This is a genomic window from Xenorhabdus griffiniae (assembly GCF_015163655.1).
GTDB classification, from domain to species: Bacteria; Pseudomonadota; Gammaproteobacteria; order Enterobacterales; family Enterobacteriaceae; genus Xenorhabdus; species Xenorhabdus griffiniae.
The window spans coordinates 1-13267 of record NZ_JADEUF010000034.1 but is presented as its reverse complement, the minus strand read 5'-3'; the positions used below and the strand labels follow the sequence as shown (position 1 = coordinate 13267).

The 13267-nt window shown below is 41.3% G+C and carries 11 protein-coding genes; 10 read left to right on the top strand and 1 reads right to left on the bottom strand.

All coding sequences use genetic code 11. The features are described from left to right. Nucleotides 1-236 precede the first annotated feature (236 nt). The 5 genes from lolB (at nt 237) to IQ211_RS07665 (ending at nt 7758) form a co-directional block, all read left to right on the top strand. Complete coding sequence (gene lolB, locus IQ211_RS07685) at nt 237-854, top strand: lipoprotein insertase outer membrane protein LolB (protein WP_189759988.1); 618 nt, start codon at nt 237-239, stop codon at nt 852-854. After that, complete coding sequence (gene ispE, locus IQ211_RS07680; RefSeq protein WP_189759989.1) at nt 854-1759, top strand: 4-(cytidine 5'-diphospho)-2-C-methyl-D-erythritol kinase; 906 nt, start codon at nt 854-856, stop codon at nt 1757-1759. Before lolB ends, ispE begins: the two co-directional genes overlap by 1 nt. A gap of 59 nt (nt 1760-1818) precedes the next feature. Further along, entirely contained in the window at nt 1819-2766 is a 948-nt protein-coding gene (prs, locus tag IQ211_RS07675) for a ribose-phosphate diphosphokinase (RefSeq protein WP_120211349.1), read from the top strand. A 775-nt stretch (nt 2767-3541) separates the two neighbouring features. Continuing rightward, nucleotides 3542-5545, top strand: a complete 2004-nt coding sequence (locus tag IQ211_RS07670; RefSeq protein ID WP_189759990.1) for an autotransporter outer membrane beta-barrel domain-containing protein — start codon at nt 3542-3544, stop codon at nt 5543-5545. 230 nt (nt 5546-5775) lie between these two features. Next, nucleotides 5776-7758 carry an autotransporter outer membrane beta-barrel domain-containing protein gene (locus tag IQ211_RS07665; RefSeq protein WP_189759991.1) on the top strand — a complete coding sequence of 661 codons (1983 nt, stop codon included), beginning with the start codon at nt 5776-5778 and terminating at the stop codon, nt 7756-7758. Nucleotides 7759-7922: 164 nt separating this feature from the next. Here IQ211_RS07665 and ychH read toward each other — a convergent pair whose 3' ends face one another. Beyond that, nucleotides 7923-8198 (bottom strand): stress-induced protein YchH, encoded by a 276-nt coding sequence (gene ychH / locus IQ211_RS07660; RefSeq protein WP_189759992.1) that lies wholly within the window; start codon nt 8196-8198, stop codon nt 7923-7925. Nucleotides 8199-8557: 359 nt separating this feature from the next. On the opposite strand from ychH, the gene pth reads away from it, so the two are divergent. From pth to IQ211_RS07635, 5 genes are all read left to right on the top strand, one after another. Beyond that, the gene (gene pth, locus IQ211_RS07655) at nt 8558-9148 is read left to right on the top strand and encodes an aminoacyl-tRNA hydrolase (RefSeq protein WP_189759993.1); all 591 of its coding nucleotides are present in this window, start codon (nt 8558-8560) and stop codon (nt 9146-9148) included. Nucleotides 9149-9331: 183 nt separating this feature from the next. Continuing rightward, the gene (gene ychF, locus IQ211_RS07650; RefSeq protein ID WP_189759994.1) at nt 9332-10423 is read left to right on the top strand and encodes a redox-regulated ATPase YchF; all 1092 of its coding nucleotides are present in this window, start codon (nt 9332-9334) and stop codon (nt 10421-10423) included. Nucleotides 10424-10663: 240 nt separating this feature from the next. Further along, nucleotides 10664-11632, top strand: coding sequence for an AraC family transcriptional regulator (locus tag IQ211_RS07645; RefSeq protein ID WP_189759995.1), 969 nt, complete (start codon nt 10664-10666; stop codon nt 11630-11632). Between the two features lie 80 nt (nt 11633-11712). Beyond that, nucleotides 11713-12291 carry an NAD(P)H-dependent oxidoreductase gene (locus IQ211_RS07640; protein WP_189759996.1) on the top strand — a complete coding sequence of 193 codons (579 nt, stop codon included), beginning with the start codon at nt 11713-11715 and terminating at the stop codon, nt 12289-12291. A gap of 476 nt (nt 12292-12767) precedes the next feature. Beyond that, nucleotides 12768-12950 carry a hypothetical protein gene (locus IQ211_RS07635; RefSeq protein ID WP_189759997.1) on the top strand — a complete coding sequence of 61 codons (183 nt, stop codon included), beginning with the start codon at nt 12768-12770 and terminating at the stop codon, nt 12948-12950. The last annotated feature ends 317 nt before the right edge of the window (nt 12951-13267 follow it).

Genomic DNA, 13267 nt, shown 5'->3' with positions numbered 1-13267 from the left:
ATAATTATTCTCATAAACTCACACCCTTCATAAGGACTCTCATTGGTCGAGCATTCTACTTGATGCATCTGTGCAATAAAAGTCAATCAGGTGATTATGCGATAATTTTATTCGAGAATTCTCAGCGAACTTTCGTTAAATTACCCTCTATGATTATAAACTTGGGTAGCACGCTTTAAATTGTCATATTTATAATCGACAAAATGCCAAGCTCTCTTACTACCAAGGGTTACCGTATGAAAATGTCTGTTTTTTTTCGCTTACTTCCCCTCTCCGGTGTTTTACTGACTGCCTGTACAATCACGCAACCCCCTATGGGTACGGGATCAGCAGATACACCACAATGGCACGCCCGTGAACAGCAACTGCAAAAATTAGGGCATTACCAAACCCGAGGTTCTTTCGCTTATCTGGCAGATGAAAAAAAAGTGTACGCCCGATTTTTCTGGCAACAATATTCACCTGACAATTATAAGTTACTGTTACTCAATCCATTGGGTACAACAGAATTGGAATTGTTCGTCGAACCGAATATGATCCAGATCACTGACAATAATGGTAAAAAATATCTCAGTGATAAACCCGAATCTTTAATTTACCAACTGACCAATATGAATATTCCTCTGGATAATCTAAGAAGTTGGATCATCGGTTTGCCTGGTAATGCCAAAAATTTTCAGTTAGATGCAAACTACCTGCTTAAATCCGTCAGTGACAAAAAAAAGGGTGAAATTTGGTGCGTAAATTATCAAGGATACGATACAACGATCACGCCAGCCTTACCCACCCGACTGGAGCTTACGCAAGGAAACAACCGCATAAAATTAAAGATGGATAACTGGACGATTCAATAATGACTTTAACCTGGCCTTCTCCGGCAAAATTGAATTTATTTTTGTATATCACAGGGCAGCGGCCTGACGGCTACCACGAACTGCAGACCCTGTTTCAATTTTTAGATTATGGCGATGAAATCACCATTTCACCGCGTCGAGATAATCAAATCCGCTTACTGACTTCGGTTACAGGTGTCGCTCATGATGACAATTTGATCGTGCGGGCCGCTCGATTATTGCAAAACCATCTATTACAAAAACGTGCAGTACCGAATCTCAATGTGGATATTCAATCTGTCACCGAACATTTGGGAGCCGATATTCACGTTGATAAATGTCTGCCAATGGGCGGAGGTTTAGGAGGCGGCTCTTCCAATGCGGCAACGGTATTAATTGCCCTCAATCACCATTGGCAAGCCAATCTGTCCGATGATGAATTAGCACAGCTTGGCGTATGCCTTGGGGCAGACGTTCCTGTCTTTGTCAAAGGCCATGCTGCTTTTGCCGAAGGTATTGGAGAAAAGCTCCAGCCTGCTTCACCGGAAGAAAAGTGGTTTTTGGTTGCCCACCCTGGAATTGAAATATCAACCCCGACAATCTTCACAGATCCTGAATTAAAAAGAAATTCTCCGATTCGCGCTCTGCCCGCATTATTACAGGCACCATTTGCAAATGATTGTGAACCAATCGCAAGAAAACGTTTTCGTGAGGTTGAACAGCTTCTTTTATGGCTGTTAGAATACGCACCGTCACGCCTGACCGGAACCGGTGCATGTGTTTTCGGCGAGTTCGAATCAGAAGCATCGGCCCGTAAGGTGTTAAATGAAACTCCAGAGTGGATGCAGGGTTTTGTTGCGCGTGGCGTTAACATTTCTCCCTTGCATACATTCCGCTCTGGGATACCCATGTTATTGAACCAATAAGCAATATTTGTTTGATTGGTCAACAATATCTCTCTGGACGCAAGCCTGAGGTTTTTCTCGTGCCCGATATGAAGCTTTTTGCTGGTAATGCCACACCTGAACTAGCACAACGTGTTGCCAACCGCCTGTACACTAACCTGGGAGACGCTGCTGTCGGTCGTTTTAGCGACGGTGAAGTCAGTGTTCAAATCAATGAAAATGTACGCGGCGGTGATGTTTTCATCATCCAGTCTACCTGTGCACCAACCAACGACAACCTGATGGAATTAGTTGTTATGGTCGATGCGCTACGTCGTGCTTCTGCTGGTCGTATTACCGCTGTTATTCCTTACTTCGGTTATGCCCGTCAGGATCGCCGTGTCCGTTCGGCACGTGTACCTATCACTGCAAAAGTTGTTGCTGATTTTCTGTCCAGCGTTGGTGTAGACCGTGTTCTCACTGTTGACCTACACGCCGAGCAGATCCAAGGTTTCTTTGATGTTCCGGTTGATAATGTATTTGGTAGCCCAATTCTTCTGGAAGATATGCTCCAGAAAGAGCTGGAAAACCCCATTGTTGTCTCTCCAGATATTGGTGGTGTTGTTCGCGCCCGTGCGATTGCCAAGCTGCTGAACGATACAGATATGGCTATCATCGATAAACGTCGCCCACGTGCAAACGTTTCTCAAGTGATGCATATTATTGGTGATGTTGCTGGCCGTGATTGCGTTCTGGTCGATGACATGATCGATACAGGTGGCACACTGTGTAAAGCGGCTGAGGCATTGAAAGAGCGCGGAGCGAAACGGGTGTTTGCTTATGCAACCCACCCTATTTTCTCTGGCAATGCAGTGGAAAACATCAAGAACTCAGTGATCGATGAATTTGTAGTCTGTGACACAATTCCTCTGTCTGATGAGATTAAGGCGTTGAACAAAGTTCGCACTTTGACACTGTCTGGTATGCTGGCTGAAGCCATTCGCCGTATCAGCAATGAAGAATCAATCTCTGCGATGTTTGAGCATTAATGTTTAAGTTTTAGCGTCAATATTGAGCGCTAACTTATTCAAGTGATTAAATAAATCATTGCCTTAAAAACCCCGTTGCTGCATTTGCAGCAGCGGGGTTTTCTGTTTTTTTAATATATTTAGCTAATGATTTCAATTCGAATTAATAACAATTAAAAATAGTACCATTCCAAAAATAAGTAAAATTATCAATAAATTGACATAAGATCTTAAATTTCGCCCAATAAAATAAAACGATTAAATAGCCATATAATCTAATATTAATGCCCCATAAACATTTCAATCCATCTGGTACGTCCAGTTCCTAACATTCTAACAATACTGGTGTCATTGAATGGTTACTGCTAACCTGTCGCACGCTTAATGGCGCTGGTTTTACTTCTTTACATCACACAACAGTATCGGAAAACAGGTATTATTTCTTTTCTAAAAAAATAAATTATTCTAATAGATAAGCTATCAAGATCCAGGGATGAAAAGGATAATTTTCGATTGGTTATTTTATGTACGTACTTAGGCGTTGAATTTTTTAAGATCCCAGTATCCATAAAAAATGCAAAGCAACATGGAAGTTCAATAACCTGAAACCATAATTAATCGTAGGCAGCCGTTACCAATAAGTCAGCTGTCTTATATGGGTTTATCTCAATATTAAACATATCAACATCTCTAACCTACTGAGGAAGAGTTGCGGGATGCTTTTCGCCCAAAAACCAGCTTTTCTAAAGACAAGATGTTGATTAATAGCAAAAACTACTTTTTAAGGAGAGTGCCAATGAAAAAGGCATTTTTATTTACACCTGCACTGCTAGCGCTTTCAATCAATGCCGTTTCTACCGCCCATGCTTATGATCGGGTCTATGTTTTTGGAGATAGCTTAAGTGATAGCGGAAATAACGGACGCTATACCACAGATGGTGCGACAAGCCAGTTATATGTTGAGTATTTTACTCAACACATTACAGGCACAACGCTCATTCCATCCAGAGAGAACGGTGGAACTAATTATGCCCAAGGTGGGGCGATGGCGATTAACTATAAGTTTAATACGCAAGAGCAGGTAAATAGATACCTTAATAGCCAAGATGGAAAAGCTGATCCTAACAGTATCTATATTCATTGGGTCGGTGGTAACGATATTGCTCAAGCATTGGAAGACGCCGCAAAAGAAAAAGATCCACAAGAACGTCAAAAAGTTGCTGCTGGGGTTGTCGTCTCCAGTGCTACCGCAACTGCAAATCAAATTAATCAACTTATCAAACAAGGTGCGGGATTAGTTATTGTTCCAACGGTTCCTGATGTGAGCACGACTCCCAGATTTTTAGAAACAGTGCTGACTCAGGTTTTGACTCCGGCAGATTACAAAGAACTATCTGAAAAACAAAAAGAAGCTATTAATCAAACAATTCATGGCGGATTAAAATCCGTCCATGATGGTATTAATACTTTTACCACTCCTAATAAAGAATATCGCCGCCTAATTCTCGAAGGTACGTTGAAAAAAATTATAGAAATATTATCGCCAAATGAAGTAGAAGCAAAATATGAAAAACTTCTCGCTGCCTACAATCAGGCAAGTGCAGAGGCATCAAAACTCACTGATACATACAATGAGCAAGTCAGCAAACTCATTGACACAAAAAACGGCAATATTTTGCGTGCTGACATCAATGGATTGTTGAATGAAGTGATCGCCAACCCTACGGTTTATGGTATCCAAAATACATTAGGTTATGCTTGCCCATATGGCGTGAAGATCAATGAATGTTCCGCCAATATGAGTGGATTTGCCGAATACCAATCTCTATTCTCTGATTCTTTCCACCCAACACCGTTGGGACAGAAGATAATGGGCCAATACATTACCTCTATCTATATTGCCCCATCACAAGTAATGACACTGACTCAGGTCAACCGTGCCTCCGTTAAAAGTGCCCTATCTTCCCTTGATGGTCACCTGCAACAACTGCGTAACGGTGGCAACGAACAAGGTAAAGTCGGTGTCTTTGGTGGCTACACCGGTAACCAAGATAAAACCTTTACACTGGGTAGCGATTATCAATTGCTCGATAACCTGCTATTGGGTGCAATGTACTCTAACTATAAAGAGGAGCGCTCACCTATTGCTGACTTCTCTTATGCAGGCCGTGGTCATGTTCTGACAGCGTATACATTGTGGAACTACTACAATAATGGTTGGTTAAGCGGAGACTTCCATTATTCTCGCACCAATTATGAGAGCCTGACTCGTACCATCCAGCTTGGCGAAGCGACACGCAGAGAAATCGGCTCTACCACAGGTAAACAGTGGGGTGCACGCATTACCGCCGGTTGGGATATCCCTGTTACTCATTATCTGACCACCAGCCCAATCATCCAGTATGCCTGGGATAAAGGTGACATCGATGGCTACCGTGAATCCGGTAACAATAGCACTTCCATGCATTTTGGTGATCAAGACTACACCTCTAAAGTTGGCACCCTGGGATGGCGCGTGGATACTCAACTAGGCCGTTTCAATCCTTACGCTTCTGTCCAGTTTAATCACCAATTTGGTGATACAAGCAACAAACTGCGCAGCTTTATGAACACCGATAGCAGTCACGCTTCTGCTGTAATGAAAAGTGATAAACAAAGTACAAACTGGCGTCAATATACTGTCGGCGTGAACGCAAACCTGATCAATAACCTGCGCGGGTTTGCTTCCGTTACCCGCAATGACGGCAATAGCCAAGATCCTAGCTACAATTTCAGCTTAGGTATCAACGCAAGTTTCTAAGAAAACATTTATTAAGGGACGCAAGGCAAAATGACTGCCTTGCGTTTTTGTTTAATTATCACGCAAACGTTAACGTTCTGTTTAATTTTTGTATATGCAATTGCAAGTAGTATCGAACTGAAACAATCAGAAAATCAGCCATTAACCGAAGAGAAATGAGCAAATGCCCTTTTAAATCAAGGTGTTTTGGCTGGCATGAAAATAATGCGCTGTTTTTTCAGGAGAACTACATGAAGACAACACTCTTTTTAGTATCAGCCACGACCGCACTATTCGTTAACCTCATGACAAATGCCTATGCCTATAACAATGTATATGTTTTCGGGGATAGCTTAAGTGATGGCGGGAATAACGGCAGATTTACAACAGATGGCAAAGACACCGAGCTATATGATGAATACATAGCCCGAAACCTTACTGGCAAAAAAATAATACCCTCTAAGAAAGATGGAACCAATTATGCCTATGGAGGAGCAACCGCTAACGGTTCTGGTGATCCTTTCTGGGATGCTTTTATGCCCCCAACAAAGAAACAGCTTGATGACTATTTACAAGCACACTCTGGACGGGCTGATCCAAATGGTTTGTACATACATTGGGTAGGAGGAAACGATGTAAAGGACGCTTTGCAAGATTTAGCGAAAGGCGATGAAAAAGCAGCGCAACATCGTATCAATGATAGTTCTGCATCCGCAGCATCGCAAATCAATCAACTCATTAAGGCTGGCGCGGGTTTAATTATTGTACCTAATGTCCCCGATATTGGGACAACACCCCAAATTATGGAAGCCGTGCTTCGAGGCGCTTTAAAAAAAAGCAAAATACCTGATGGCAAAATCGCCCAAATTCTGAAACAAGCTCACGAAGCCATCAATAAATATCCCACACCGAATAAGGAAATCAGAAACAAAATTCTCCAGGAAGTTTTTAAAAAGATTGCTGAAGGCGCTTCTCCCCAAGACCCAGAAGCAGCAAAAGAAATTTACCGCCAATTGCTTGACGCTTATGATAATGCCAGTAAAACTGCATCCCAATTTTCCGACGAATTTAACCAAAACGAAGAGAATCAACTCATTAACGGCAATATCCTGCGTGCCGATGTCAATCATCTCTTAAGGGAAGTTATTGAGAATCCGACCATTTATGGTATTGCTAATACCCTTGGTTATGCCTGTCCACAAGGTACAAGGGCTGATCTGTGTTTTTCTTCCCAGCCTGGCTTTGATAAGAGCCAACCCTACTTATTTTCCGATGACCTCCACCCAACCCCTTACGCACACAAAGTCATCGGCCAGTACATTATGTCAATTTACAACGCCCCTTTACAAGTGATGGCGTTGAACCACATCAACCGCACCTCAACCACAACTGCGCTAAGCTCACTTGAAGGTCACCTGCAACAACTTCGCAATAATCATCAGGCCAAAGGTAAAATTGGTGTATTTGCCGGTTATACCGGCAATCACAATAATACCATTACATTGGGTAGTGATTATCAACTGACGGATAATTTACTATTAGGCGCCACAATTTCACGTTATAAAGATGAACAAAATGCAACACCTAATTTCAACTATGCTGCTATTGGTCATGTCATAACTGCTTACACACTCTGGAACTATTATGGTAATGGATGGCTGAACGGTGATGTTCATTATTCACGGACCAATTACGACAATCTGTCACGCTCCATCCAGCTTGGTCAAGCCACTCGCAGGGAATCAGGTTCAACGATGGGTAGACAGTGGGGTTGGCAGATTGCAGCAGGCTGGAATATCCCTATTACGCCTTACCTGACCACCAGCCCAATCATCCAATATTCCTGGGATAAAGGCGATATTGATGGTTATCGTGAAACAGGTAACAACAGCACCTCTATGCATTTTGCCGCTCAAAATTATCATTCCAAAGTTGGCTCGGTGGGTTGGCGCGTAGATACCAAACTAGGCCGTTTCAATCCTTATGCCTCTATTCTGTTCAATCATCAATTCGATGATGAACGCTATACCCTTCGCAGCGCGATCAATGCGACCAAAACAAGTTTCGTCCAACAGGGAGAGAAACAAAATAGAGATCATATCCAATATACAGTCGGTGTTAATGCCAATCTGACCAATGACTTTCGCGCATTTGCCGCCGTATCACATGAAAAAAATGATAATGAACCGAATCATGACTACTATTTCAACCTCGGTTTCAATGTCAATTTTTAATATACGCGTTACCTTTCAAGTTGCTCATTATAAGACAACATAACTCATTGTTTCTCCTCGCAAAGCGGGGAGAAACAATATGCATCTTGAAGTGAGATGGGTATACACTGAACATTTAACAAATATGGATAAGGCGATAACCATAACCGCCTTATCTAAAATAATCACGAATGTCGCTGTTTTTTACGGCAATAACGTTCATCGTAATTCTTCAGCCACCAATATTTATCAGTAACCCGTTCTCGGCCGCCAATACTGGCTCCTACCAGCCAAATAAATGCCCCAACAAACAATCCCATTAATGAAAGGCTTGTCAAAAATTCCGAAAGACCAAAATTAAAGATATGGCTAAGCAATACATAAGCTAAGCTAATGAACATTGCCGCCATTCCTGCTCCCATAAGAATATTACCAAAAATAAAAGACCTTTTACGTTTCATAACCAACCTCCAATACTTTTTGTGAACGCTAATTTGCAAATACAACGAACGCAAAAGCACGAAAGCAGACATCTTCTTCAAAATTAATTATAGACTTATCATATGAAAGGTTATTGCGGTGGCGATCACAAGCTGTACAAATTTAAACCTAATTTTTTACATTCCATTAGAATAATCTTTGTTAAATAGGTTTTCATAATACTGAGAATATCAGATATTGGCGTTCTTTACCCCGCGCCACGCGGGGTAAAGAATACTCCTATCATTTTGAAACGCTATTTAAATGAGTTTTGTACTCAAGCCGTGAGATAGGTAAACTAATCTCCTTTTGTTCTATTGCTAATAAGCGAAATTAAACCGTGAGTAACATAAAATTAATCGTTGGCCTGGCAAACCCTGGAGCCGAATATGCACAGACCAGACATAACGCCGGAGCATGGTTTGTTGATTTGTTAGCGCAACGCCATAACCAACCCTTAAAAGAAGAGAGTAAATTTTTTGGTTATACCGCCCGTATTAACATGAATGGGCAAGATATTCGTTTACTGGTACCCACCACTTTTATGAACCTTAGTGGTAAATCCGTTCTTGCCCTGGCTGGATTTTATCGTATCCAGCCGGATGAAATCTTGGTTGCACATGACGAGCTGGATCTGCCGCCGGGCATGGCAAAAATGAAACTCGGTGGCAGCAATGGCGGTCATAATGGCCTAAAAGACATTCAAAATAAACTCGGAAATAACCCTAACTTCCACCGTCTGCGTATCGGTATTGGTCATCCAGGTGATAAAAACAAAGTCGTAGGCTTCGTCCTTGGCAAGCCACCTGCCAGCGAACAAAAACTGATTGACGATGCCATAGATGAAGCGTTGCGCTGTACTGACATCCTGATTCAAGATGGCATGAGCAAGGCTATTAATCGCCTACATGCCTTTAAAGCCAGCGCTTAACTGGCAGTGCATGGCGCATCGGGCTATTGCGTGTATAATAGCGCCAATTTTGTAAACTGACCGACAAGCCTATTCTTGTTGGTTTATACCAATCTAACTTCAAGATGCGTGTGATTTCATACCGTGTTGTCAATTGCAACTTGAAGTTTAATACGTATATAAGTGATTTAAGGTGATAAATATATGGGATTCAAATGCGGTATCGTTGGCCTGCCTAACGTTGGGAAATCTACATTATTCAATGCGCTGACCAAAGCAGGTATCGAAGCAGCAAACTTCCCGTTCTGCACTATCGAGCCAAATACAGGTGTTGTGCCGATGCCAGATCCACGTCTCGAACAGTTGGCTGAGATTGTTAAACCACAACGCACCCTGCCAACCACTATGGAGTTCGTCGATATTGCCGGTCTGGTAAAAGGTGCTTCAAAGGGTGAAGGCTTAGGTAACCAATTCCTGACCAACATCCGTGAAACAGAAGCGATCGGCCATGTAGTACGCTGCTTTGAAAACGACAACATTGTCCACGTTTCTGGTCAGGTTGATCCTTCCTCTGATATTGAAGTTATCAATACAGAACTGGCGCTGTCGGATCTGGATACCTGCGAGCGCGCTATCCATCGTATACAGAAGAAAGCCAAAGGTGGTGATAAGGACGCTAAAGCGGAACTGGAAGTCTTAGAAAAATGCCTTCCACACCTTGAACAAGCAGGTATGCTGCGCGCTTTAAACCTGAGTGCGGAAGAGAAAGCGATTATTCGTTACCTGAGCTTCCTGACCTTGAAACCAACCATGTATATTGCCAACGTCAATGAAGACGGTTTCGAAAATAACCCACACCTTGATACCGTTCGCGCCATTGCTGAAAAAGAAGGCTCCGTTGTTGTTCCCGTTTGTGCAGCAATAGAAGCCGATATCGCAGAGTTGGAAGATGCTGACCGCGAAGAATTTATGGCGGAATTAGGTCTGGAAGAGCCAGGTTTGAACCGTGTTATTCGTGCAGGCTACCAATTGCTGAACCTGCAAACCTACTTTACTGCGGGCGTGAAAGAAGTTCGTGCCTGGACGATCCCTGTGGGTGCAACCGCGCCACAAGCGGCGGGTAAAATCCATACTGATTTTGAAAAGGGCTTTATCCGTGCCCAAACTATTTCGTTTGAGGATTTCATCACTTACAAAGGTGAACAAGGGGCGAAAGAAGCGGGCAAGATGCGAGCTGAAGGGAAAGATTATATCGTTAAAGACGGCGATGTGATGAACTTCTTGTTTAACGTCTAATTTGCTTTTGTTGTTTCACAGTCTCTCAGGATGATTCGTGAAGGCTGACAAACTCATTAAAATCCACGCAATTGCGTGGATTTTTTTATTTTTATAATTTGCCTTTCAGGGATATGCTGCATAACACACTAATAATCATGGCTTTGATACGCATTAAACTTCAAGTTGCAATTGACAACACGGTATGAAATCACACGCATCTTGAAGTTAGATTGGTATATATAAGTAAGGAAATGAACAATGAGTGTCTCGAATCAACAACCCGATAGAACAGAAATTGAAATCCAGCTACAGCAACTGGCTGGCAAAGTAGCTAAGTTAGCGTCCCCCAATACACACGCTGCAAAAACAGCAATTCCTCAATTGACACTCTGCTATTTGGAACAGCCAATCGAGCCAGTTAGTTGGCTCTATGATCCCAGTATTATGGTTATTGCCCAAGGGACGAAACGGGTAACGATTGGTGATCGCTCATATTGTTGTGATCCCCAACAACTCTTAGTAACTTCGACAAATATCCCCACCATTACCCAGATTTGCACCGCATCCAAAGAAACCCCCTTTTTTGCTTTGATGTTAAAACTGAATATTCAGGAAGCATCAAAATTAATGGTTGAAAATAAGGTCACGATAAAGCAGCAAACTCAGGATACATGTGGATTAGCCGTGACTTCTGCTACAACAGATCTTTTGCTCTGTTTTAATCGTCTATTGGCTATATTAAACACACCGGAAGATATTCCCGCCCTTTTTCCTCTAATATATAAAGAAATCATCTATCGGTTACTGAAAAGTGAGTTGGGAGGACGTTTACAACAAATGGCTACCCAGGAAAGCCCAAGCCATCAAATCAGCCATGCGATTCAATGGCTAAAAGAACACTTTGCTGATCCGGTTAAAGTCGAACAACTGGCCAAAATCGCCAAAATGAGTCTCTCTTCTTTTCATCATCACTTTAAGGCTGTCACTTCTATGAGCCCATTACAATACCAAAAATGGCTGCGTTTACACGAAGCAAGGCGCATATTACTGACCCAACGCCACAATGTGACAACGACCGCCTTTCAGGTTGGCTATGAAAGCACTTCCCAATTCAATCGTGAATATAGCCGTCTGTTTGGTGAATCTCCCTGCCGAGATATGAAACGGTTTCGGCTAAGCCACCAGGAGAAGAAAATAGATATTGCTGGAGCATTGGGCAATAATTGACAATAAATAGGCATACATTCAATCAAAACCAGTTCTAAGATAATCCTCAGTTTATCAAAGGAATAAAACAGAGGATCATTATGGGTCATATTTTAGTTATCAATTCAGCAAAAATTTTTGATGAATCGAAAGGAGAGCTGAATAATGCCTTAACCGAAGTTATCAAAGAGCACCTGACGGAGATCGGTCACAAAGTTCAGGTGACGCATGTAGATAAAGGTTATGACATCACCGCAGAGGTTAATAAATTTCTTTGGGCGGATCGTATTATTTACCAAATGCCGGGTTGGTGGATGGAAGCACCGTGGATTTTAAAGAAATATGTCGATGAGATTTTCCAGACTGGCCGCGGTACTTTGTATAAGAATGATGGGCGAACCCGTGATGATCCTAGCAAAAAATATGGTTCAGGTGGCCTGATACAAGGCAAGGCTTATATGTTTTCGGTAACCTGGAATGCGCCACTGGAGTCATTTGAAGATCCCAAACAATTTTTTGAAGGAAAAGGTATTGACAGTGTTTACCACCCTTTCCATAAGGCAAACCAGTTTTTAGGTATGTCTCCAATACCAACATTTGCTTGTTATGATGTGATAAAAAACCCACAAATTTCTCAAGACATTCAACGACTGAAAAAACATTTATCCGCATTTTTCTAACTGTTGATTTATTTTCTATACCAATCGCCTTTCAAGATACGCCTTATATCTCCCCGCTACGCGGGGAGATATAAACAATTACATTGACTTGCAAGCTACAACTTAAAATTCATTGGGTGTATACCAAGTGGATTATTATTCCTTCCAAAATCATTTAATCAAAATAAAAAAGTAACATCATAAATTATCACCAAAGAAATAAAATATTTTCTTGACGTTATTTAAGAATAAATTCATCCAAAATACTTTTCTTATCTCTTTTGCACTCATTTTTCCCATAAAACAGTAAAAAACAAATTGTTAAAAAATCGTAAATAAAATATCAATACAATAAAAAAATCAATAGTAAAAAACACAGAACACCTGTAAAAATGGGCATGTTGACGTCAATACTAGTTTTAACGTCAACTCTGTTTATACATAATTTTCGTTATGATTTTATTCATGTTAACCCCTAATTCTATGAGGTACATATCATGAAAAGAAAATTAGCTGCTTGTATACTTTCATTATTCGTAGGAACAATCATCACAACTAACGCAAATGCGTTCATCTGTAAGATTTTTAATGAAGATGTAAAGGCAACATGCGACAGTTATTGTAATTTAATACCTGATGGTGGCGCTAAACTTAAAGCTGCCAAGCTATTTTGCTTGTAACTATAACTTAGTATGACATTGTAAAAACAAAGATATTCTTGTTTTTATTTAATCATATTCTAAATGGCGTTTCAAAATGATAGGAGTATTCCTTGCCCCGTGCGGGGCAAGGAACTCCAATATCTGACACTCTCAGTATTATGAAAATCTATTTAGCCTGATTTTTTCTGTTACAGTAAAAAAATGAAGTTAGAATAGAGATAACAGTGAATATATACCAATCTCACTTCAAGATGATGGTTTTAAAATCTGGAAATTATCAGTCAGTCGAGTCGTCAATTCTTTTGCTTTTTCTGGCAAAGTGACATGAAAAAAGT